This window comes from Curtobacterium sp. MCBD17_019, from assembly GCF_003234555.1.
In the GTDB taxonomy this organism is placed as follows: domain Bacteria; phylum Actinomycetota; class Actinomycetes; order Actinomycetales; family Microbacteriaceae; genus Curtobacterium.
Genome location: NZ_QKTT01000003.1, coordinates 143,811 through 167,671, shown reverse-complemented (window position 1 = coordinate 167,671; position 23,861 = coordinate 143,811). Strand labels below are relative to the sequence as shown.

At 69.9% G+C, this 23,861-nt stretch carries 15 protein-coding genes; 14 read left to right on the top strand and 1 reads right to left on the bottom strand.

What is annotated here, in order from left to right:
* Window positions 1–35 precede the first annotated feature (35 nt).
* The 7 genes from polA to DEI82_RS04290 all read left to right on the top strand — a co-directional run bounded on the left by polA (window position 36) and on the right by DEI82_RS04290 (window position 10,962).
* Complete coding sequence (gene polA / locus DEI82_RS04320) at window positions 36–2,705, top strand: DNA polymerase I (RefSeq protein WP_111035897.1); 2,670 nt, start codon at window positions 36–38, stop codon at window positions 2,703–2,705.
* Window positions 2,706–2,788: 83 nt separating this feature from the next.
* The gene (locus DEI82_RS04315) at window positions 2,789–4,477 is read left to right on the top strand and encodes a DUF885 domain-containing protein (RefSeq protein WP_111035896.1); all 1,689 of its coding nucleotides are present in this window, start codon (window positions 2,789–2,791) and stop codon (window positions 4,475–4,477) included.
* A 225-nt stretch (window positions 4,478–4,702) separates the two neighbouring features.
* Window positions 4,703–6,160: a 30S ribosomal protein S1 gene (gene rpsA, locus DEI82_RS04310; RefSeq protein WP_111009129.1), complete on the top strand. Its 1,458-nt coding sequence runs from the start codon at window positions 4,703–4,705 to the stop codon at window positions 6,158–6,160.
* 69 nt (window positions 6,161–6,229) lie between these two features.
* Window positions 6,230–6,844 (top strand): dephospho-CoA kinase, encoded by a 615-nt coding sequence (gene coaE, locus DEI82_RS04305; RefSeq protein WP_111035955.1) that lies wholly within the window; start codon window positions 6,230–6,232, stop codon window positions 6,842–6,844.
* A gap of 63 nt (window positions 6,845–6,907) precedes the next feature.
* Entirely contained in the window at window positions 6,908–7,999 is a 1,092-nt protein-coding gene (locus DEI82_RS04300) for a hypothetical protein (RefSeq protein WP_111035895.1), read from the top strand.
* Between the two features lie 112 nt (window positions 8,000–8,111).
* On the top strand, window positions 8,112–9,590 hold the full coding sequence (locus tag DEI82_RS04295) for a class I adenylate-forming enzyme family protein (protein WP_181435101.1): 1,479 nt from the start codon (window positions 8,112–8,114) through the stop codon (window positions 9,588–9,590).
* Between the two features lie 46 nt (window positions 9,591–9,636).
* A complete protein-coding gene (locus DEI82_RS04290) occupies window positions 9,637–10,962 on the top strand; it encodes an acyltransferase (RefSeq protein ID WP_111013272.1) in 1,326 nt (441 codons plus the stop codon).
* A gap of 50 nt (window positions 10,963–11,012) precedes the next feature.
* On the opposite strand, the gene DEI82_RS04285 is transcribed toward DEI82_RS04290, so the two are convergent.
* Window positions 11,013–12,347: an MFS transporter gene (locus tag DEI82_RS04285; RefSeq protein ID WP_111013273.1), complete on the bottom strand. Its 1,335-nt coding sequence runs from the start codon at window positions 12,345–12,347 to the stop codon at window positions 11,013–11,015.
* 193 nt (window positions 12,348–12,540) lie between these two features.
* On the opposite strand from DEI82_RS04285, the gene uvrB reads away from it, so the two are divergent.
* The 7 genes from uvrB (at window position 12,541) to gap (ending at window position 23,858) form a co-directional block, all read left to right on the top strand.
* Window positions 12,541–14,625 (top strand): excinuclease ABC subunit UvrB, encoded by a 2,085-nt coding sequence (gene uvrB, locus DEI82_RS04280; protein ID WP_181434794.1) that lies wholly within the window; start codon window positions 12,541–12,543, stop codon window positions 14,623–14,625.
* Window positions 14,615–15,529 carry an SDR family NAD(P)-dependent oxidoreductase gene (locus tag DEI82_RS04275; RefSeq protein ID WP_111009124.1) on the top strand — a complete coding sequence of 305 codons (915 nt, stop codon included), beginning with the start codon at window positions 14,615–14,617 and terminating at the stop codon, window positions 15,527–15,529. Before uvrB ends, DEI82_RS04275 begins: the two co-directional genes overlap by 11 nt.
* 103 nt (window positions 15,530–15,632) lie before the next feature.
* Complete coding sequence (gene uvrA / locus DEI82_RS04270) at window positions 15,633–18,662, top strand: excinuclease ABC subunit UvrA (RefSeq protein WP_258371949.1); 3,030 nt, start codon at window positions 15,633–15,635, stop codon at window positions 18,660–18,662.
* Window positions 18,663–20,684 (top strand): excinuclease ABC subunit UvrC, encoded by a 2,022-nt coding sequence (gene uvrC, locus DEI82_RS04265; protein ID WP_111013275.1) that lies wholly within the window; start codon window positions 18,663–18,665, stop codon window positions 20,682–20,684. It abuts the gene before it with no gap.
* Between the two features lie 60 nt (window positions 20,685–20,744).
* The gene (gene rapZ, locus DEI82_RS04260; protein WP_111009122.1) at window positions 20,745–21,629 is read left to right on the top strand and encodes an RNase adapter RapZ; all 885 of its coding nucleotides are present in this window, start codon (window positions 20,745–20,747) and stop codon (window positions 21,627–21,629) included.
* Between the two features lie 45 nt (window positions 21,630–21,674).
* The gene (whiA, locus tag DEI82_RS04255; RefSeq protein ID WP_111013276.1) at window positions 21,675–22,655 is read left to right on the top strand and encodes a DNA-binding protein WhiA; all 981 of its coding nucleotides are present in this window, start codon (window positions 21,675–21,677) and stop codon (window positions 22,653–22,655) included.
* A 198-nt stretch (window positions 22,656–22,853) separates the two neighbouring features.
* Window positions 22,854–23,858, top strand: a complete 1,005-nt coding sequence (gene gap, locus DEI82_RS04250; RefSeq protein WP_111009120.1) for a type I glyceraldehyde-3-phosphate dehydrogenase — start codon at window positions 22,854–22,856, stop codon at window positions 23,856–23,858.
* The last annotated feature ends 3 nt before the right edge of the window (window positions 23,859–23,861 follow it).

Below are 23,861 nucleotides of genomic sequence, written 5' to 3'. Positions count from 1 at the left end.
CCGGGGTTGTCACCGGCCGTGGATAGGCTGTCCGGGTGTCGGACGCGGAAAAGCCTACCCTCCTGGTCATCGACGGACACTCGCTGGCGTTCCGGGCGTTCTACGCGTTGCCGGTCGACAGCTTCGTGAACCGCGAAGGCCAGCACACGAACGCGATCCACGGCTTCATCTCGATGCTGCTCATGCTCTTGCAGCGCGAACGACCGACCCACATCGCCGTGGCGTTCGACATCTCGCGGTTCTCGTTCCGCACCCGTGAGTACGAGGACTACAAGGGCACCCGCTCCGAGACCCCCGAGGAGTTCAAGGGGCAGATCCCGCTCCTGCAAGAGGCCCTGCACGCCATGGGCATCACCACGGTCACGAAAGAGGACTACGAGGCCGACGACATCCTCGCCACGCTGTCGCTGCAGGGCGCGCAGCAGGGGTACCGCGTGTACGTCGTCTCGGGTGACCGCGACGCCATCCAGCTCGTCGACGACGACGTGACGCTGCTCTACCCGTCGGTGCGGGGCGTGTCCGAACTGACCCGCTACGACCGCGACAAGGTGTACGAGCGGTACGGCATCGAACCGCACCAGTACCCGGACGTCGCGGCGCTCGTGGGTGAGACCAGCGACAACCTCGTCGGGATCGACAAGGTGGGCGAGAAGACCGCCGTCAAGTGGATCACCCAGTACGGCTCGCTCGACGGTGTCCTCGAGCACGCCGACGAGATCAAGGGCGTCGTGGGCGCCAACCTCCGCGAACAGAAGGACCGCGCGGTGCGGAACCGCCGCCTGAACCGTCTCGTGCGCGACGTCGAGCTGCCGGTGGGGCCGGCCGACGTCGTCATCCGTCCGGTCGACGAGGCCGCGGTGCGTGAGCTGTTCGACCGCCTGCAGTTCCGCACGCTCCTCGACCGCGTGTTCAAGGTCGCCGAGACCGGTGACGGCGGCGACGCCGCGACCGAGGGCGGGGTGGACGACGGTGCTCCGACGCCGCCGGCCGCGCGGACCCTGATCGACGAGGAGCTGGGACACTGGCTCCGCACCAAGACCGAGCACGACGCGGACAACGGCTTCGGGGTGTCGGTCGAGACCGTCGACGGGCGTCTCAGCGCGATCGGCATCGCGACGCATGACGACGCCGTGCTCGTGCCCGGGGGCAGTGGAGCGCGTGACTACGAGCAGTTGCAGACCTGGCTCGCCGGCGACGCGCCCAAGCACCTGCACGACGCGAAGGCAGCGGTCCAGGCGCTCGCGACGGCGGGGTTCACGCTCGGCGGCCTCGCGGGCGACCCCCGCGTGACGGGGTGGCTCGCGAACCCGGCCCGGCAGGGGCAGTCGCTCGAGGACCTCGTCTACGGCGAGCTCCGCGAGACCATGCCCACGGCCGACCCGAACCAGCTCGTCCCCGAGTCGGAGCCGGCGAGCGCGGCGACACGAGCCTGGTACACCCTCCGGGTCGAGACCGCGCTCCGCGCCCGGATCGACCCCGGGTCGTTGCGCGTGCTCGACGACATCGAGCTCCCGCTCGTGTCCGTCCTCGCCGACATGGAGTCCCGGGGCGTCGCGATGGACCACGCGGTCCTCACCGACCTGTCGGGCGAACTCGGGGAGCGCGCCTCGGAGCTCGCACAGCAGGCGTTCGCGGAGATCGGGCACGAGGTCAACCTCGGGTCGCCGAAGCAGCTCCAAGAGGTCCTGTTCACCGAGCTCGCGATGCCGAAGACCCGCAAGACCAAGACGGGCTTCTCGACCGACGCCGCGTCGCTCGCGGACCTCCAGGAGCAGCACCCGCACCCGTTCCTCGGCCTGCTGCTGCAGCACCGCGACGCGACCAAGCTCCGGCAGATCGTCGACACCCTCGACGCCGCCGTGGTCGACGGTCGCGTGCACACGACCTACGAACAGACCGGGACGAGCACCGGACGCATCTCGTCGACCGACCCGAACCTCCAGAACATCCCCGTCAAGACCGCGGTCGGCCGTCGGATCCGGTCCGCGTTCACGGTGGCCGCTCCGTACACGACCCTGCTCACCGCCGACTACTCCCAGATCGAGATGCGCATCATGGCGCACCTGTCGGGGGACCCGGGCCTCATCCAGGCGTTCAAGGAGGGCGAGGACCTGCACCGATTCGTCGGTGCCCGCGTGTTCGGGGTCGAGCCCGCCGACGTCTCCCCGGAGATGCGCACGAAGGTCAAGGCGATGTCGTACGGACTCGCCTACGGACTGAGCGCGTTCGGCCTGTCGAAGCAGCTCCGGATCGACCAGAAAGAGGCACGCGGCCTCATGGCCGAGTACTTCGCGCGCTTCGGAGCGGTGCGCGACTACCTCCGCAACGTCGTGGAACAGGCGCGCGAGGACGGCTACACCGAGACCATCTTCGGTCGCCGGCGTCCGTTCGGCGACCTCAAGAGCCCGAACCGTGTGCTCCGGGAGAACGCCGAGCGGGCCGCGCTCAATGCGCCGATCCAGGGTTCGGCCGCGGACATCATGAAGATCGCGATGCTCGGCGTCGCGGCGGACCTCGACGCGGGTGGCCACGACTCGCACCTGTTGCTGCAGGTGCACGACGAACTCATCCTCGAGGTCGCTCCGGGCGAACAGGACGCGGTCGAGGAGATCGTGCGTCGGCGCATGGGCCGTGCCGCGGACCTGAGCGTGCCCCTCGACGTCCAGGTCGGTACGGGGCCGAACTGGGAGGCAGCGGCGCACTGAGCGACCAGGCGCGATCGCCCGGTCGGACGGTCCGCCGGGGTCGCTCCGGGCCTCCCGGATCGCGGAGTCGTTATGGTCGCACCATGAGCTCCGAGCGTCCTGTCCGCAACCCGTCCGCCGTCGACCGCGTCGCGGAGGACTGGGTGACGACACTCGTCGACCTCGACCCGACGATCGGGACCTACATCGGCGTGGGCGGTCGGCAGGGTGCGTACGGTGACACGTCGCCCTCGGGAGCGGACGCCCTCGCGGACGCCGCACGCGCGGCCCGCCGGAGCCTCGACGCCGCGGAGCCCGTCGACGCGATCGACCGCGTGACGAAGACGGACCTCGGCGCGGAACTCGACCTGGTCGTCGAGTCGTACGACCGGCGACTCCACCTCCGGGACCTCAACGTCATCGCGAGCCCGGCGCAGCACCTGCGGGACGTCCTCGACCTCATGCCGACGGCGACGGCGAACGACTGGTCGGACATCGCGAACCGGCTGTCCGCGCTCCCCGACGCGCTCGAGGGGTACCGCGAGACCCTGCTGCAGGGGGCGCGCGAGGGCGTGACCCCCGCGAAGCGACAGGTCGCCGCCGTGGCGCAGCAGGCCCTCCGGAACGCCCGCGACGGCGGGTTCTTCGACGAGCTGGCCGCCGGCGCCGCCCTCGACGACGGTGGTGCGCTGCCGGAGTCGGTCCGTGCCGATCTCAGCCGTGGCGCCGCCGTCGCGGCTGCCGCGTACCGATCGCTCGGTCGGTTCCTCGAGCACGAGCTGATGCCGCTCGCCACCCCGGTGGACGCGGTCGGACGCGAGGACTACGAGCTGCACTCCCGTCGGTTCCTCGGCGCGGTCGTCGACCTGGACGAGACCTACGCGTGGGGGCTCGAGGAGCTCGCGCGGATGCGGTCCGAGCAGGAGCGCATCGCCGACCGCATCGAGTCCGGGGCCAGCGTCGCCCGGGCGATCGCGGTGCTCGACGAGGACCCGGCCCGGAAGCTCCACGGCACCGACGCACTCCGCGCCTGGATGCAGGAGACCTCGGACGCCTCGGTCGAGGCCCTGGCGGGGACGTACTTCGACATCCCGGACCCCATCCGTCGCCTCGAGTGCCGGATCGCCCCCACCCACGACGGCGGGATCTACTACTCGGGCCCGAGCGACGACTTCAGCCGGCCGGGCCGCATGTGGTGGTCCGTGCCCGACGGCGTGACCGAGTTCGCGACCTGGCGCGAGAAGACGACGGTGTTCCACGAAGGCGTCCCGGGCCACCACCTGCAGATCAGCCAGGCGGTCTACAACCGCGGCGAGCTCAACACGTGGCGGCGTCAGCTCGCCGGCCCCTCGGGACACGTCGAGGGTTGGGCGCTCTACGCGGAACGGCTCATGGAGCAGCTCGGCCACCTCGACGACGACGGCGACCGCCTCGGCATGCTCGACGGCCAGCGGATGCGGGCGGCCCGCGTCGTCCTCGACATCGGGGTGCACCTGCAGAAGACGAACCCCGACGGCGGTGGTTGGACGCACGAGTACGCGCTCGACTTCATGCGACAGAACGTGAACATGGACGACGCGTTCGTCCGGTTCGAGGTCGACCGCTACTTCGGCTGGCCGGGACAGGCCCCGTCGTACAAGGTGGGTCAGCGTGTGTGGGAGTCCATCCGCGACGAGGCCGCGGCGCGTGCCGGTGCCGACTTCGACCTGCGGGCCTTCCACCGCGACGCCCTGGCCCTCGGCGGGGTCGGACTCGACACGCTCCGGTCGGCGCTGCTCCCCGAGCGGGAATGACGTCCGCCCCGGGGCGGTTACGCCCCCTGTCGGGGGTCCCGGGACGGAGCCGTCGCGGGTCCCGCTCGCGGTTGTGACCGTGGGGGAGGCCCGGCTAGACTGGTGCGGCGCAATCCGCGTCAAGCATCCACTTCGCCATGCCGAAGCGTGCACGGACCTCCCGTGCTCGCCAGGGGGACCCCGATCGTCATGGCCCGATCAATGCCCGTTCGGAGCAATCTCTACATGACAACCACCACGACCAAGGCTCCTAAGCAGGTCGCCATCAACGACATCGGTTCGGCTGATGACTTCCTGGCCGAGGTCGAGAAGACCCTGAAGTTCTTCAACGACGGCGACCTGATCTCCGGGACCGTCGTGAAGATCGACCGCGACGAGGTCCTCCTCGACGTCGGTTACAAGACGGAGGGTGTGATCCCCTCCCGCGAGCTCTCGATCAAGCACGACGTCGACCCCAACGAGGTCGTCGAGGTCGGCGACGACGTCGAGGCCCTCGTCCTCCAGAAGGAGGACAAGGAAGGCCGTCTCATCCTGTCGAAGAAGCGCGCGCAGTACGAGCGTGCGTGGGGCGACGTCGAGAAGATCAAGGAGTCCGACGGCGTGGTGACCGGCACGGTCATCGAGGTCGTCAAGGGCGGTCTCATCGTCGACATCGGCCTCCGTGGCTTCCTCCCGGCCTCGCTCATCGAGCTCCGTCGCGTCCGTGACCTCACGCCGTACCTCGGCCAGGAGATCGAAGCGAAGATCCTCGAACTCGACAAGAACCGCAACAACGTGGTCCTGTCGCGCCGCGCCCTGCTCGAGCAGACGCAGTCCGAGTCGCGCACGACGTTCCTCAACAACCTCCACAAGGGCCAGGTCCGCAAGGGCATCGTCTCGTCGATCGTCAACTTCGGTGCGTTCGTCGACCTCGGCGGCGTCGACGGTCTCGTCCACGTGTCCGAGCTCTCCTGGAAGCACATCGAGCACGCCAGCGAGGTCGTCGAGGTGGGCCAGGAGGTCACCGTCGAGATCCTCGAGGTCGACCTCGACCGCGAGCGCGTGTCGCTCTCGCTCAAGGCGACGCAGGAGGACCCGTGGCAGGTCTTCGCCCGCACCCACGCGATCGGTCAGGTCGCGCCGGGCAAGGTCACGAAGCTCGTGCCGTTCGGTGCGTTCGTCCGTGTGGCCGACGGCATCGAGGGCCTCGTGCACATCTCGGAGCTGTCGAACAAGCACGTCGAGCTCGCGGAGCAGGTCGTGTCCGTCGGTGACGAGGTCTTCGTCAAGATCATCGACATCGACCTCGACCGTCGCCGTATCTCGCTCAGCCTCAAGCAGGCGAACGAGGGCGTCGACCCCGAGGGCGACGAGTTCGACCCGGCGCTCTACGGCATGCCGACCGAGTACGACGAGCAGGGCAACTACAAGTACCCCGAGGGCTTCGACCCGGAGACCAACGAGTGGCGCGAGGGCTTCGAGACCCAGCGCGACGCGTGGGAGAAGGAGTACGCGGCTGCCCAGGCTCGCTGGGAAGCGCACAAGAAGCAGGTCGCCGCGTCGATCGCCGAGGAGTCCACGCCCTTCGACGCGCCCGCCGCGTCCGCTGGGTCGTCGTTCTCGAGCGAGACGGCTGGTCAGGGCACCCTGGCCGACGACGCCTCGCTCGCGGCGCTGCGCGAGCGGCTCAGCTCGAACAGCTGACCGCCCGACGCGTCCCGAGAGCCCGGTACCCACGAGGGTGCCGGGCTCTCGCCCGTTAAGGTGGTGGACGTGCGGATCATCGGACTGACGGGTGGCATCGCGGCGGGCAAGTCGACGGTGTCCGCGCGCTGGGCGGAGCGCGGTGCGGTGGTCGTCGACGCCGACCTCCTGGCGCGCGAGGCGGTCGCGCCCGGGAGCCCGGGGCTCGCGGCGATCCGTGAGCGGTTCGGCCCGTCGGTGATCGCGCCGGACGGGTCCCTCGATCGCCCGGCCCTCGGCGCGGTCGTCTTCCGCGACGCGGAGGCGCGCGCCGCCCTCAACGCGATCACCCACCCCGAGGTGTGGCGCATCGCGAAGGAGCGCTTCGCCGAGGCCGAGCGGGCAGATCCCGACGCCGTGGTGGTCTACGACGTGCCGTTGCTGGCCGAGGCCCAGGAGGGACGGCCGCTCCGCTTCGACACCGTGGTCGTCGTACACGCGCCCGCTCCCGAGCGGATCGAGCGCCTGGTGCGCCACCGTGGCATGGAGCGTGGGGACGCGGAACGTCGGGTCGCGGCACAGGCGAGCGACGAGGAGCGGCTCGCGCTCGCGGACCTGGTCGTCGACGCGACCGGTTCGCCAGCCGACACGATCCGCGCTGCGGACGAGGTGTGGGACCGCATCGTCGCGTCTCAACCTGAGTAGTTCTTCTGACCCGTCAGGGAGCAAGCAGCCTGCGCGCGGCGGCGTCCGGTAACGTCCCCGCACGTGTCCTCGGCCGCGCGTCACGCCCTCCATGCCCTGCTCGTGGTCGTACTCGCCGTCACCGTCGCGGTCGCGGTCGTGGTCGTGGTCGACACGGCGTCCGAGCACCAGCAGGCCACCGCCGAGGCTCCCCGGGGCCCGTCGGGGTCGCTCGGCCACGTCGGCCCGCCCGCGGAGACGCAAGACTTCCGTCGGTTCCGGATCGGTGCCGTCGACGGGCAGCGCCTCACGCCGAACGCGACGGACTTCGCGTCCCGATCGGTCGGCGACGGCCCCCTGCTGCTGTTCCTGCCCGCCACGCGGGCGCGCCCCGCGGACTACCGGACGTTCCTGTCGGTCGCGTCCCAGGCCGGGTACAACGTGCTCGGCCTCGACTACTGGAACCTCGGGACGACGCTGTCCGGGACGTGCGAGAACGACCCCCGCTGCTACACGCAGGTCCAGCGGAACCGGTTCGACGGCACCGATGCCTCCCAGTTCAGCGACGTCGGACCTGCCGGGTCGATCACCGCTCGCCTCCGGGACGCCGTGGCGCACCTGTCGAGCGCGGACCCCGCGGGCGGATGGAACCGCTTCGTGGACGGTTCGGGTCACATCGCCTGGGACCACATCGTGGTGGCCGGCCACTCCCAGGGCGGCGGCGAGGCGGCCTTCATCGCGCACATCCGACCGGTGCTCGGTGCGCTCATGTTCTCGTCGCCCGTCGAGTCCGACGGGGCGGCGCACGCGGCGTGGATGGACCGCCCGGGTGTCACGCCGATCACCCGCGAGTACGCGATCGACGACGTGCGTGACGTGTTCGGGCCGCGCATCCGCGGCTCGTGGCGCGTGCTCGGTCTCGACGGTCCGCACGGCCCGTCGGTCACGACGACGCGGCCTCCATCCGGCGACCCGCACGCGATCCTCACCCGGTTGGACGTCGGTGACCCCGACCAGGCGCACTCGCTCATCATCGACGACGCCACCCCGCTCCAGGCGAACGGCACCCCGCGCATGCTGCCGCTGTGGCACTGGATGCTGACGCGGTTCCCGCTCCCGCAGACCCACGAGCCGAACCCCACGCGCTCCGCGGCACCGACGCCGTCCCAGGGGTGAGGATCCCGCGCCTCTGCACGTTCATAGGGAGCCGCAATAGCATGGGCGAGTGCAACGTGGAGTGGACGACGTCAGCGGAGACCGGCATCCGGAAGGCTCCGGGGGCAGGTCAGTGGACACCCTCGCCGCCCTGATCCGACGTCGGGGAACCGACGACCCGGACCACCACTACCTGGAGGACGCCCGGTCCGACCGGGTGCTGACGTACCGGGCCTTCGCCGAAGCGGTCCAGGCCTGGACGTCGGTGTTCGACGACCTCGGGATCGCCCCCTCCGGCGCGGTCCTCGTGGATCTCGGGGACCCGCTGTCGTTCGCGGTCATGCACCTCGCAGCGCTGTCCTCCGGCCGTCGTGCGGTCCCGGTGGACACCGGGCAGCCGACCTCCGAGCCCCTGCGCCTCGCGGACCTGCTCCATGGCGCCTCCCTCGTCGTCTCCGACCGTGCAGACGACGCCACGATCGCCGGGACCGCGGCGGCGCACATCGACCCCGCCACCGGTCACCCGATCGACGTCGTGGCCGGCACCGTCCCGTCGAGCGCTCCCGACGCGCTCGACACCGGGTCCGTCGTGCTGTTCACGTCCGGTTCGACGGGCACGCCGAAGGGCGTCGAACTGCCCGAACCCCAGCTCGTGTTCGTGGCACGAGCGGTCGCCGACCACAACGAGCTCACCCGGGAGGACCGGGGCTTCAACTCGCTCCCGCTGTTCCACGTCAACGCCGAGGTCGTCGGGCTGCTCGCCACCATGGTGGCCGGTTCGACGCTCGTGCTCGACAAGCGGTTCCGACGCACCGGCTTCTGGGAGCTCCTGGCCGAGCGTCGCATCACCTGGCTCAACGCCGTGCCGGCGGTCCTCGCCGTCCTCGCGAAGACGGGGCCGCTCGACCTCCCCGCGGGTCTCCGGTTCGTCCGGAGCGCCTCCGCCCCACTTCCCGACCCGGTCCGAGCGGCCCTCGGTGCGACGCCGCTCGTCGTGAGCTGGGGGATGACCGAGGGTGCCAGCCAGATCACCGCGACCCCCCTCGGTTCAGCGCCCCGACCCGGTTCCGTCGGCGTCCCCGTCGGCTCCGAGGTCCAGGTCCGTGGAGAGGACGGCGCGCTCCTCCCGGCCGGCGAGGTCGGTGCGCTGTGGATCCGCGGACCCGGGGTCGTGAGCCGGTACCTGTTCGGCCGGGCCTCCGAGCGGTTCGACGCCGAGGGCTGGTTGTCCACCGGCGACCTCGGCTCGATCTCCGCAGACGGGTGGGTGTCGCTCGCCGGCCGATCGGACGACGTCATCAACCGCGGAGGCGAGAAGGTCTACCCGTCCGAGGTCGAGGACGTCCTGCTCGGCGACGCGCGCGTGCTCGAGGCCGTGGTCGTGGGGCGCCCCGACCCGATCCTCGGGCACGTCCCGGTCGCCTACGTCATCCCGCAACCGAGCGAGGACACGGCGGCCGCGTCGCTCGTCGCCGACCTGACCGCCCGCTGCGCGGCGCAGCTGACCCGGTTCCGCCGACCGGTCGAGATCATCGTCGTCCCGGACCTGCCCCGGGCGCCGACCGGCAAGGTGCAGCGCGCGCGCGTGCGGGCGATGGCCTCGGTGGAGTAGTCACCGCCTGCGGGACCTTCATCGGATCACGCCGTAGCCTTGAGCGGTGCAATCCGCCCCCGCCGCCACCGACACGAACGTCACCACACCGACACGGCAGAACGGCCGCCCGCGTCACCTGTACGAGGTCGACGTCCTGCGGATCCTGACCTTCGCGTGTGTGATCGGCGTCCACACGACGAGCCACACGACCGCGTCGGACAACCACTTCTACTACGCCCTGCTCGCGCTGTTGCACTTCACCCGCCTCGTGTTCTTCTCGCTGACGGCGTTCGTCCTCGTCTACAGCTACACACTGCGACCGAAGCCGATGTCGCAGTTCTGGCCGAAGCGGTTCCTGCTCGTCGGTGTGCCGTACCTGGCGTGGTCCCTCGTGTACGTCGGGTCGGCGTGGCTCCTCAGCGCGACCGAGCGCGGGGACGTCCCGCTCCTGGTGACGGACCTCGCGCACGGGATCGTGACCGGCACGGCGATGTACCACCTGTACTTCCTGCTCGTGACCATGCAGGTGTACCTGCTGCTCCCGGCGATCATGTGGCTGGTCCGACGCACGCGCCGTCATCACGTGCTGCTGACGGTCGTCGCGCTCGTGGTCAACCTGGTCGTCTACGGCGCGTACAAGTACTGGCCGCACTCGTTCGACTGGATGCACGGGTACAGCAAGCAGTTCTTCTTCATGTACGTCTTCTTCATCGTCTCGGGTGCCGTCGCCGCGGACCACGCGGAGGCGTTCCTCACCTGGATCCGGGTGCGTCGGCGACTCATCGGCTGGGGGGTCACCGGGGTCGGCGTGCTCACCCTCGCCGTGTGGGCGGGGCAGGTGCTCCTCGGCCAGTCCCTGTACGCGGCCGGCACCCCGCTGCAGCCGATCGAGGTCGTCTGGAGCGCCGCGATCGGGATGGGCTTCCTCGCGCTCGGCGCGGCGTGGGCCGACCGACGCGACCCCTCGACCCTCCTGGCGCGCGTCATCGACTACGGGTCCGACCGGTCGTTCGGCATCTTCCTGAGCCACCCGTTCGTGATCTTCCTGCTGCTCTACGGCGACAGCTGGCTGGAGCGGCATGTCGCGCAGCCGTGGCTCACGCCGGTCACGTACGTGCTCGTCATCGTGCTCGCCGTCGCGATCACCGAACTGTTCCGCTGGACGCCGCTCAGCATCCCGCTCACCGGGCGTCCGTCGCTCGGGTCCCGGAGCGCTCGGGAGGCCCGGCGCCGCGGACGGGAGCGGCTCGCGTCCGCGGGCGGTACGACCACGACGACGGCTCGTGCCGTCCGCGACGCGGGACGCGAGCCCTCGAGCGAGGCCGTCGAACCGGATGACGCGCTCGTCGGCGAGACGGACGACGTCGGCGGGTCGCACGTCGAGCGGTGATCCGCGAACGGGCCGTCCCACCCAGCTGGGACGGCCCGTCCGTCGTGGTCTCAGGCGATGCGTTCCGCCGCCGGGACGCCGATCTCGAGCACGCCGTCGGTGACCGTCAGGCGCCTCGGGTTCATGAACCAGGCGACGATCGCGGCGCCGAGGAGGAGTGCGACGGACAGGGCGAACGGCCACTGCCACCCGGACACCCCGACGAGCCACCCGAACACGATGGGGGAGAACACGCCGGCGAAGCCGTAGCCGGTGTTCATCATGCCGCTCGCGGTGCCCGACCACTGGGGGGCGACGTCCATCGGGATGGCCCACAGGTTGGCGTTCGTCAGCTCGAGGAAGAAGAACGAGAGCATGAGCGAGGCGGACGCGAGCCAGAGGTGGTGCGAGAACAGCAGCGGGAGCAGGCACACCGCGGAACCCACGAGCCCGATCAGGAGGACCGTGCGACGGGCCTTGCGCGCGTCACCGGCACGACGGATGAGTCGGTCCGAGACGATGCCACCGACGGTGTCGCCGATCACGCCGGCGAGGAGGATCACCGACGTGTAGCCGGCGTACGTCGTGAGCGGGAGGTGGTAGGAGTCGGCGAGGAATGACGGGATCCAGGTGAGGAACACCCAGAGCGTCCAGCCGTAGCCGAAGTCGACGAACGAGACCGGCAGGATCTGCTTGATGAGCTGGCGCCACGGGACCGGCGGACGCGTGGCGCGCACCTGGGCGGGCGGGAGTTCGTCCAGCTCACGCTGCGAGATGCCGGGTGCGGTCTCCGGACGATCGCGGAAGAGGAACCACCAGAATCCCGCCCAGATGGCGCTGAGCAGGCCGACGTAGATGAAGGACTCGCGCCAGCCGGCGGCGGCGATGATCGCCGCGACGAGGAGCGGGGCGAGGGCGTTGCCGAGCCGCGAGGCGGAGTGCACGATCCCCTGGGCGAACCCGTTGCGGTCCCGGGGGATCCACCGGCTCATCGCCTGCGTCGCGGTGGGGAACGCGGATCCCTCGGTGAGGCCGAGGAGTGCGCGAGCGAGGAAGAGACTGAGGACGCCGCCCGCGAGGCCCGTCCAGATCGTCGCGACGCCCCAGAGGACACCGATGGCGAGGAGCGACCGACGCGGGCCGATCTTCTCGCCCAGCCAGCCGCCGCCCATCTGGACGAAGGCGTAGGGGAGCGCGAACGCGGACACGATCGCACCCTGCGCCGTCGTCGACAGGTCCAGGTCCTTCGCCATCTCGGGGAGGGCGGTCGAGATGTTCGTCCGGTCGATGTACGAGATCGCGTACATGACGCAGAGCAGGAGCAGGACCCGTCCGCGGAGGCGTCCGCGGAAGGGGCTCGCCTTGACGGGTACGGGGGCCGCGGCCGGTTTCGCTGCGGTGGTCATCGCGGGTCCTGTTCTTCGGAGTGAGCGGGGGAGCGGTGGAGCCGGCGACCTGAGCGCCTCCCCACGGTCGATCACGGTATCGCCGCTCCCTATCAGCCATCTTGGAGCGTGATCACACCAGGATACGCGCGAGCGATCAGCCCGCCGCGAACCAGTCGGGCCGCTGTCGGTCGTCGCGCTTAGCATCGACGGCATGACCACGATGATCGAACCCACCCGAGCCCTCCGTCGGTTCGAGGTCATCTCCGAGTACGAGCCCAGCGGTGACCAGCCGGCCGCCATCGCGGAACTCGCGGGGCGGATCAACGCGGGCGAGACGGACGTGGTCCTGCTCGGCGCCACGGGGACGGGCAAGTCGGCGACCACCGCGTGGCTCATCGAGCAGGTGCAACGGCCGACCCTGGTGCTCGCCCACAACAAGACGCTCGCCGCGCAGCTCGCCAACGAGTTCCGCGGTCTGCTCCCGAACAACGCGGTCGAGTACTTCGTCTCGTACTACGACTACTACCAGCCCGAGGCGTACGTCCCGCAGACCGACACCTTCATCGAGAAGGACTCGTCGATCAACGCCGAGGTCGAGCGGCTCCGGCACTCGACGACGAACTCCCTGCTGAGCCGCAGGGACACCGTGGTCGTCTCGACGGTGTCCTGCATCTACGGCCTCGGTACGCCGGAGCAGTACATGAACGCGTCCCTCGCGCTGCAGGTGGGACAGCAGATCTCGCGGGACACGCTCGTGCGCCGCTTCGTGGCGATGCAGTACCAGCGCAACGACGTCGACTTCGCCCGGGGCACGTTCCGCGTGCGTGGCGACACGATCGAGATCATCCCCGTGTACGAGGAACTCGCGATCCGCATCGAGATGTTCGGCGACGAGATCGAGGCCCTGACGGCGCTGCACCCGCTCACGGGCAACGTCGTGAAGGAGCTGCCAGCGGTGACCGTGTTCCCCGGCTCGCACTACGTCGCCGCCACCGACGTGATGCACCGCGCGATCGGCACCATCAAGGAGGAACTGGCAGAGCGCCTGGCCGAACTCGAGCAGCAGGGCAAGCTGCTCGAGGCCCAGCGGCTGCGCATGCGCACGACATTCGACATCGAGATGATGGAGCAGATCGGGTTCTGCAGCGGCATCGAGAACTACTCGCGCCACATCGACGGCCGCGCCCCCGGCGAGGCGCCCCACTGCCTGATCGACTACTTCCCGGACGACTTCCTCGTCGTCATCGACGAGTCGCACGTCACCGTGCCGCAGATCGGCGCCATGTACGAAGGCGACGCGTCACGCAAGCGCACGCTCGTGGAGCACGGGTTCCGGCTGCCGAGCGCGATGGACAACCGCCCGCTGACGTGGGAGGAGTTCCTCGACCGCGTCGGTCAGAAGGTCTACCTGTCGGCGACGCCCGGCCGCTACGAGCTGGGTGTGACCGACAGCGTGGTGGAGCAGATCATCCGGCCGACGGGGCTCGTCGACCCGCAGATCGTGATCAAGCCGAGTGAGGGGCAGATCGACGACCTGCTCGAGGAGATCCGCATCCGTGTGGACCGGGACGAGCGCGTCCTCGTGACCACCCTGACCAAGCGCATGGCCGAGGAGCTCACGGACTTCCTCGGGAACGCGGGCGTGCGTGTCCGCTACCTGCACTCGGACGTCGACACGCTGAAGCGCGTCGAGCTGCTGACCGAACTGCGGCAGGGCGTGTACGACGTGCTCGTCGGCATCAACCTGCTGCGCGAGGGGCTCGACCTGCCCGAGGTGTCGCTCGTCGCGATCCTCGACGCCGACAAAGAGGGATTCCTCCGGTCGTCCACCTCGCTCATCCAGACGATCGGTCGTGCCGCCCGCAACGTCAGCGGTGAGGTCCACATGTACGCCGACAAGATCACGGACTCGATGCGGCAGGCGCTCGACGAGACCGAGCGGCGTCGCGAGAAGCAGATCGCCTACAACACCGAGCGTGGGATCGACCCGCAGCCGCTCCGCAAGAAGATCGCGGACATCACCGAGGTCCTCGCGCGCGAGGGCGCCGACACCCGCGAGCTCCTGGAGCGCCGCGGGGCCGGCGACGCCCGTCGCTCGCCCACGCCGAACCTCCGCCGCGAAGGCCTCGCGGCCGAGGGTGCGAGCCAACTCGAGTCGACGATCGCGGACCTCAACGAGCAGATGCTGCAGGCGGCCGGCGAGCTGAAGTTCGAGCTGGCCGCGCGGCTCCGTGACGAGGTCCAGGACCTGAAGAAGGCCCTGCGACAGATGGAGGCCGCCGGACATGTCCGGTGATCCGGCGGTCCGGCGCACCGTCGTCGTGACGGGGGCGAGTGCTGGCCTCGGGTACTTCACGGCCGAGCAGCTCGCCGTGGCGGGGCACCGCGTCGTGCTCGCGTGCCGCGACCGGGAGCGCGCTGCGCGAGCCGAGCAGGCGATCCGTCGTGCGGCACCGGACGCATCGATCGCGCAGGTCCTCGTCGACCTGGCCGACCTCAGGAGCGTCACGGAGGCGGCCGACGCCATCGCCGGTCTCGGACCGGTCGACGCCCTCGTGAACAACGCGGGGGTCGTGGGGTCGCGCCGGGAACGTCGCACCGCCCAGGGGATCGAGCTGCAGATCGGGACGAACCACCTCGGGCACTTCGCCTTGACGGCGCAGGTGCTGCCGCTGCTCGAGCGGACGGCGGGTCGCGTGGTGCACGTCGGGAGCATCAGCCACCGGTGGGTCCGGCTCGACGGGCGGGACCCCTTCCGGGCGGATCCCTACGTGAACTACCTCCAGTACGCGCGGAGCAAGCTCGCCGTGATGCTGTTCGGGTTCGAGCTCGCCCAGCGTCTCGCGGACAGCGGCTCCTCCGTGCGGAGCGTCGTGGCGCACCCTGGTCTCGCGCTCGACTCGCTGTCGCCGTCGCGTCCGGGGGTCGTGCCGTCCGGACCCGGAGCACCGTGGCTCCGCGTCGGGGGCCGTCTGGTCGCGCAGGGCAAGGACGCCGGGGCCGTCCCGCTCGTGCACGCCGCGGTGGGCGATGACGTCCGATCCGGCGCGTACTGGGGCCCGGACGGATGGTTCCAGTTGCGCGGAGGGGCGACCGTCGTCCCCGCGGAACCCCATGCCCACGATCGCACCGCGGCGGCGCGCCTCTGGGAGGCCTCGGCGGCGGTCGTGGGCCGCGAGCCCGCCGTCACGTCGGTCTGACCCCGGACGTGTGCCGGGCCGGCCGCCGCTGTCCGCGAGGGGCGAACCCCGTGGGACGCGCGGGGCGGGCCGGATGTCAGACGGGCTTCGTAGAATCGAGGTGATGACCATCACCTCCGACCGCGGTACTCCTTCCTCCGATCTGGCGGCCTTCGGGCAACCCGGCGAGCCGCACGTCCCCGGCGCCAGCATCTCCGGGACCTCGACCTCGACGCTCAGCGTCCGGGGTGCGCGCGTGCACAACCTGCGGGACGTCGACCTCGAGATCCCGCGGGACTCCCTCGTCGTGTTCACGGGTCTGTCCGGCTCGGGCAAGTCCTCGCTCGCGTTCGACACGATCTTCGCCGAGGGGCAGCGTCGGTACGTCGAGTCGCTGTCGGCGTACGCGCGCCAGTTCCTCGGGCAGGTGGATCGTCCCGACGTGGATTTCATCGAGGGACTCAGCCCCGCCGTGTCGATCGACCAGAAGTCGACGAACCGCAACCCGCGCTCGACGGTCGGGACGATCACCGAGGTCTACGACTACATGCGGCTGCTGTGGGCGCGCATCGGTGTTCCGCACTGCCCGGTGTGTGGCGAGGTGATCAGCAAGCAGTCGGTGCAGCAGATCGCCGACCAGTTGATGACGCTCGAGACCGGTACGCGGTTCCAGGTGCTGGCACCCATCGTGTCGAAGAAGAAGGGCGAGTTCGTCGACCTCTTCCAGGAACTCGCGGCCTCCGGGTACGCGCGGGCCATCGTCGACGGCGAGCGCGTGCAACTGAGCACACCGCCCACGTTGAAGAAGCAGGTCAAGCACGACATCGCGGTCATCGTCGACCGCCTCGTCGCGTCGGACGACGTCCTCGGGCGCCTGACCGACTCGCTCGAGACCGCACTCCGGCTCACCGGCGGCACCGTCTCGATCGACCTCGTCGACCACGAGGGCCCCGGTGCGGTTCGGACCTACTCCGAGAACCTCTCGTGCCCGAACAACCACCCGCTCGCGCTCACCGAGATCGAGCCCCGGACGTTCTCGTTCAACGCGCCGTTCGGAGCATGCCCCGAGTGCTCCGGCCTCGGTACACGGATGTCGGTCGATCCGGACCTCGTGCTCGGCGACCCCGAGGCGAGCCTCGCCGACGGCGTCGTCCTGCCGTGGACGGGGACGGGCGGCCTCTACAGCTACTTCGAGAAGCTCCTGCAGGGACTCGGCAAGGAGCTCGGGTTCCGGCTCGACACCCCGTGGAACCAGCTCGACCCGGCCGTCCAGGCAGCCATCCTGACGGGCAAGGACTTCGAGGTGTCGGTGTCCTGGCGCAACCGGTTCGGCCGTGAGATGCGCTACACCAGTGGTTTCGAGGGCGTGATGCCCTACATCGAGCGCAAGTACGGCGAGGCCGAGACCGACGCGCAGCGCCAGCGGTTCCAGGGGTACCTCCGCGAGGTCCCGTGTCCGGTCTGCGACGGCACGCGCCTCAAGCCCGAGGTGCTCGCCGTGACGGTCGCGGACCGGAGCATCGCCGACGTCTGCGACCTCAGCCTGGAGGACTCCCACGCCTTCATGGAGTCGCTCGCCCTCACCCCTCGGGAGGCCCACATCGCGGCCGCCGTGCTGCGCGAGATCCGCGCGCGCCTCGAGTTCCTGCTCGAGGTGGGGCTGTCGTACCTGACCCTGTCTCGTGGTGCAGGGTCGCTCTCCGGCGGGGAGGCCCAGCGGATCCGCTTGGCGACGCAGATCGGCTCGGGCCTGACCGGCGTGCTGTACGTGCTCGACGAGCCGAGCATCGGCCTGCACCAGCGGGACAACCGGCGTCTCATCGACACCCTGGTCAAGCTGCGCGACCTCGGGAACACGCTGATCGTCGTGGAGCACGACGAGGACACGATCCGGACGGCCGACTGGATCGTCGACGTCGGCCCGGGTGCGGGCGTGAACGGCGGTCGGATCGTGCACTCGGGGCCGTACCAGGAGCTGCTCGACAACCGCGGTTCGACGACCGGGGACTACCTCGCGGGGCGTCGTGCCATCGAGCTCCCTGCAGAGCGTCGTCGCGTCGACCGGAAGCGCGTCATCACCGTCCAGGGGGCACGGGCGAACAACCTGAAGGACGTCGAGGTGCAGTTCCCCCTCGGGGTGTTCACGGCCGTCACCGGGGTCAGTGGTTCCGGCAAGTCGACGCTCGTCAACGACATCCTCTACAAGGTGCTCGCCAACCAGCTCAACGGTGCTCGACACATCCCGGGCAAGCACACCCGCGTGAAGGGCCTCGACCAGCTCGACAAGGTCGTGCACGTCGACCAGGCGCCCATCGGCCGGACCCCGCGGTCGAACCCCGCGACGTACACCGGTGTGTTCGATCGGATCCGGAACCTGTTCGCCGAGACGCAAGAGGCCAAGACCCGCGGCTACGGGCCCGGTCGCTTCAGCTTCAACGTCAAGGGCGGGCGCTGCGAGAACTGCGCGGGCGACGGCACGATCAAGATCGAGATGAACTTCCTGCCGGACGTCTACGTGACGTGCGAGGTCTGTGGTGGTGCGCGCTACAACCGCGAGACCCTGCAGGTCCACTACAAGGGCAAGAACATCTCCGAGGTGCTCGAGATGCCGATCAGCGAGGCGGCCGAGTTCTTCGAGCCGATCTCGGCGATCCACCGCTACATGAAGACCCTCGTCGACGTCGGACTCGGGTACGTGCGTCTCGGTCAGAGTGCCACGACGCTCTCCGGTGGTGAGGCCCAGCGCGTCAAGCTCGCGACCGAACTGCAGCGTCGGTCGAACGGGCGGACCGTGTACGTGCTCGACGAGCCGACGACCGGACTCCACTTCGAGGACGTCCGCAAGCTCCTGCTCGTGCTGCAGGGGCTCGTCGACAAGGGCAACACGGTCATCACGATCGAGCACAACCTCGACGTCATCAAGTCGGCGGACTGGATCGTCGACATGGGCCCCGAGGGCGGGTCGGGTGGTGGCACGGTGCTCGCCACGGGGACGCCGGAACACGTCGCGGACGTGCCGGAGAGTCACACGGGCGTGTTCCTCCGCGAGATCTTCGATGCCCAGGACGCCCGAGTGGGTGCGCAGCGTGCGGTCGATCGTCGGTCGGCGGACCACGTGGCCGGACGCAGTCGGGTCGCGGCGGAGGTCCGGTAGGTGGCGGACACCGTCCCGTGGCGACCGAGAGCGAGCGAGATCCCGACCGACCCGGGCGTGTACCGGTGGCGTGACGCCGACGGACGCGTGTTGTACGTCGGCAAGGCGAAGAACCTCCGTGCTCGCCTCAGCAACTACTTCGCACCGCTGCCGACCCTGCACGAGCGGACCCGGCGGATGGTCCTCACGGCGGCGAGCGTCGAGTGGACCGTGGTGGGGAGCGAGATCGAGGCACTCCAGCTCGAGTACACGTGGATCAAGGAGTTCGATCCGCCCTTCAACGTCAAGTTCCGGGACGACAAGTCGTACCCGTACATGGCGATCACCCTCGGGGACGAAGCCCCTCGGGTCATGGTCACGCGGAACCGGAAGATCCGGGGCGCCAAGTACTTCGGGCCGTACCCGAAGATCTGGGCGGTGCACGACACGATCGACCTGATGATCAAGGTGTTCCCGATCCGCACCTGTTCGGACTCGAGCTACAAGCGCGCGATGCAGACCGGGCGGCCCTGTTTCCCGGGGCAGATCGGCAAGTGCGGCGGTCCGTGCTCCGGTCGGGTGTCGATCGAGGAGCACCGGGCGATCGTCGAGGAGTTCGTCCGCTTCATGGGCAGCTACGACCGGCGGGTCATCAGCGAACGTCGTGCACGGATGGCAGCCGCCGCCGACGCCATGCACTACGAGGAAGCGGCCCGCTACCGCGACCAGGTCGAGGCGCTCGAGGCGGTGCTCGAGAAGAGCGCCGTCGTGCTCCGCGACTCGGTCGACCTCGACCTGTTCGGTGTCGCCGAGGACGAACTCGCGGCCGCGGTCCAGCAGTTCACGGTGCGGGGTGGCCGGATCCGAGGCGTGCGGGGCTGGGTGGTCGACAAGGAGCTCGACATCAGCACCGGCGAGCTCGTCGAGCAGATCGTGCAGAGCGTGTACGCGGGAGCCGAGGAGCCGCCGCGCGAGGTCGTCGTCCCGGCGCTGCCCGAGGACGCCGACGCCCTCGAGACCTGGCTGTCCGAACAGCGTGGTGGCCGCGCGGTACGACTCAGCACAGCCCAGCGTGGGGACCGTGCCGGCCTGGCGAAGACCGCGACGGTCAATGCTGCCCAGGCCCTGATGCTGTACAAGACCAAGCGGTCGGCCGACTACACGACCCGCTCCGCCGCGCTCGCCGACATCCAGGACGCCCTCGGGATGACCGAGGCGCCGCTGCGGATGGAGTGCTACGACATCTCCCACCTGCAGGGCACGAACATCGTCGCGTCGATGGTCGTCTTCGAGGACGGCCTGCCACGGAAGGACCAGTACCGGCGCTACACGATCGCCGAGTCCCGTGACGACACGGACAGCATGTACCAGGTGCTGTCACGACGCCTCGCGCGGCTCGACGAGGACGCCGACCTCCCGACCGTGGCGGACCCGACCAGCGACGAGGTCGTCGAGCAGGGCACACGCACCAAGCGGTTCGCGTACCGACCGCAGCTGCTCATCGTCGACGGCGGTCAGCCGCAGGTCGAGGCCGCTGCCCGGGCGATGGCCGACGCCGGCGTCACGGACATCGCGCTGTGCGGGATCGCCAAGCGCCTGGAGGAGATCTGGTTACCGGGCGATGACTTCCCGGTGATCCTGCCGCGGAACTCCGAGGCGTTGTTCCTGATCCAGCGGATCCGTGACGAGGCGCACCGGTTCGCGATCACCCACCAGCGGACACGGCGCAAGCGCGATGTCCGGAGCCGGCTCGCCGAGATCCCCGGCCTCGGTCCGACGCGCGTCAACGGTCTCCTCAAGCATTTCGGGTCCGTGGCTCGGCTGCGCGATGCGACACCGGAGGAGATCGCCGAGGTCCCCGGCATCGGTCCGGCGACGGCCGCTGCCGTCCGGAGACAGCTCGACGCGTCGGCACCGACGTCAGCGCCCGAACCCGGGTCAGCGCCCGAAGCGCCCGAACCCGGATCAGCGCCCGAAGCGCCCGAACCCGGGTCAGCGCCCGAAGCGCCGGATCTGCCCGCGCTCCATTCGGTGAGCCGCTAGCCTGGGCGGACCAGTCCGATGACGACCACACCGCACGGTGACCACGGAGCGCGCTCACGAATGACCGACCTCAGTAGTCCCTCGCACGACGTGCTCATCGTGACCGGCATGTCCGGCGCGGGGCGGTCCACCGTCGGGAAGGCGCTGGAGGACCTCGGCTGGTACGTCGTCGACAACCTGCCGACGCAGATGCTCGGTCCGTTGACCGACCTGGCCGAGCGGGCGGGGGAGTCGCTGCCGAAGATCGCGACCGTCGTGGACGTCCGCGGTGGGAGGTTCTTCACCGACCCCGAGGGGGCCGTCCGACGACTCCGGGACAGCACCACCGCACGGGTCCGGGTGCTCTTCCTCGAGGCGACCGACGCCGTCCTCGTCCGGCGGTTCGAGCAGGTGCGGCGGCCCCACCCCTTGCAGGGCGAGGACACGCTCCTCGACGGCATCGGTCGAGAGCGGTCGCGTCTGCTCGGACTCCGTGAAGCCTCGGACGTCGTCATCGACACGTCGGACCTCAACATCCACCAGCTCGCCGCCCGGGTCGCGGAGCAGTTCGCCGAGGACCGGTTCGTGGGCGTGCAGGTGACCCTGATGAGTTTCGGGTTCAAGTACGGACTGCCCGCAGATGCGGACATGGTGGCGGACGTCCGCTTCCTCCCGAACCCCTACTGGGTGCCGGAACTCCGCGAGCACACGGGCCTCGACGCCGACGTCGCGGACTACGTCCTGGGCCAGGACGGAGCACGTCCGTTCATCGACCGCTACGCGGCGGCGGTCGAGCCGGTGCTGGCCGGGTACCAGCGAGAGAACAAGAGACACGCTACGATCGCCATTGGCTGCACGGGCGGCAAGCACCGGTCCGTCGCCATCGTCGCCGAGCTGGCGAGTCTCATCCGCGGGATGCCGAACGTGGCCGTGCGCGTCAAGAACCGCGACCTCGGTAGGGAGTGACCGACCCTCCCTTCCCGCGTGCCCCCGAACGTAAGGAATGATGCATTGCCGTTGACTGCCGAGGTCAAGGACGAACTGGCCCGCGTGGCCGTGAACCGCAACACGGTCCGCGCCGCGGAACTCGCGACGGTGCTGCGGTTCGCGGGGGGCCTGCACGTCATCTCGGGCAGGATCGCGGTCGAGGTCGAACTCGACACCCGGATCATCGTGCACCGCGTGCGGAAGGACCTCGCTGAGCTGTACGGCGTGCGCAGCGAGGCGAGCGTCGGCTCGTCCGCATCCGCGCGGCGCGGGACCCGCTACCTGGTCCGCGTGCTCGAGGCGGGCGAGACCCTGGCGCGCCAGACCGGTCTCATGGACGCCCGTCGTCGCCCGGTTCGGGGCCTCCCGAACCGACTGACGACCGGCAACCGTGACGACCTCGCCGCCATCTGGCGTGGCGCCTTCCTCGCCACCGGCACGCTGACCGACCCGGGGCGCGCTGCCGCACTCGAGGTCACCTGCCCCGGGAACGAGGCTGCGATGGCGCTCGTCGGAGCGGCGTCCCGCCTCGGTGTCGCGGCGAAGGGCCGGGAGGTCCGGGGCGTCCACCGCGTCGTGATCCGGGACGGTGAGGCGATCGGCCAGATGCTCACCGTCATGGGCGCAGCGCGGTGCAGCGCGGAGTGGGAGGAGCTCCGTCAGCGTCGCGAGGTCCGCGCGACCGCGAACCGGCTCGTGAACTTCGACGACGCGAACCTCCGTCGCTCGGCGCAGGCGGCGGTCGCCGCGTGCGCCCGGGTGGAGCGAGCGCTCGAGATCCTGGGCGACGACGTCCCGGACCACCTGAAGTACGCAGGGGCACTGCGGCTCACCCACCGCGATGCGAGCCTCGACGAGCTCGGGCAGCACGCTGACCCTCCCATGACGAAGGACGCCATCGCCGGACGCATCCGGCGCCTGCTCGCGATGGCCGACAAGAAGGCGCTCGACCTGGGTGTCCCGGGCACCGAGGCGAACCTGCCGGACGACCTCGACGAGGCCTGAGCGCTCGGCCACGGACCCGCGGAAGCGTCTCCCGCGCCCGTCCGTGACGTCGCTCGACCTCGTGCGTCGACCGGTCTGTGCCGACTGCTACTGTCGTCCCGACGACGTCTCGGGCGTATCGTCAGCCTCAGGCGCAGGCCCCGACCTGCACTCCGAACACCAGCGTCGAAAGCACGCTCGACAGACACAGGAGTTCCATTGACCGTCAAGATCGGCATCAACGGCTTCGGCCGGATCGGCCGCAACTTCTTCCGGGCCGCCCTGGCCAAGGGCAGCGAGCTCGAGGTCGTCGCGGTGAACGACCTCACCGACAACAAGGCGCTCGCTCAGCTCCTGAAGTACGACTCGATCACGGGCAAGCTCCCGGCTGAGGTCGGGCTCGAGGGCGACAGCATCGTCGTCGACGGCAAGCCGATCAAGGTCCTGGCCGAGCGCGACCCCGCCAAGCTGCCGTGGGGCGAGCTCGGTGTCGACATCGTCATCGAGTCGACCGGGTTCTTCACGAAGGCCGAGGACGCGCGGAAGCACATCGAGGCGGGCGCCAAGAAGGTCATCATCTCGGCGCCGGCCACGGGCGACGACGTCACGATCGTGCTCGGTGTGAACGAGGGCACCTACGACCCGGCGTCGCACCACATCATCTCGAACGCGTCCTGCACGACGAACAGCCTCGCGCCGCTCGCCAAGGTGTTCAACGACGCGTTCGGCATCGAGCGCGGTCTCATGACGACGGTGCACGCCTACACGGCGGACCAGAACCTCCAGGACGGCCCGCACAAGGACCTCCGCCGTGCCCGCGCCGCCGCGCTCAACATCGTGCCGACCTCGACCGGCGCCGCCAAGGCCATCGGTCTCGTGCTCCCGGAGCTCGCGGGCAAGCTGGACGGATTCGCGCTCCGCGTGCCGGTGCCGACCGGGTCGATCACCGACCTCACGCTCGAGACCTCCTCCGACGTGACGATCGACGACATCAACGCGGCGTACAAGGCCGCCGCGGAGGGGCCGCTCAAGGGCATCCTCGAGTACAGCGACGAGCCGCTCGTGTCGAGCGACATCACGACGAACCCGCACTCGTCGATCTACGACTCGGGCCTGACGAAGGTCATGGGCAACCTGGTCAAGATCACCTCGTGGTACGACAACGAGTGGGGCTACTCCAACCGCCTCGTCGACCTGACGGAGTACGTCGGGGAGCGCCTGTAACCC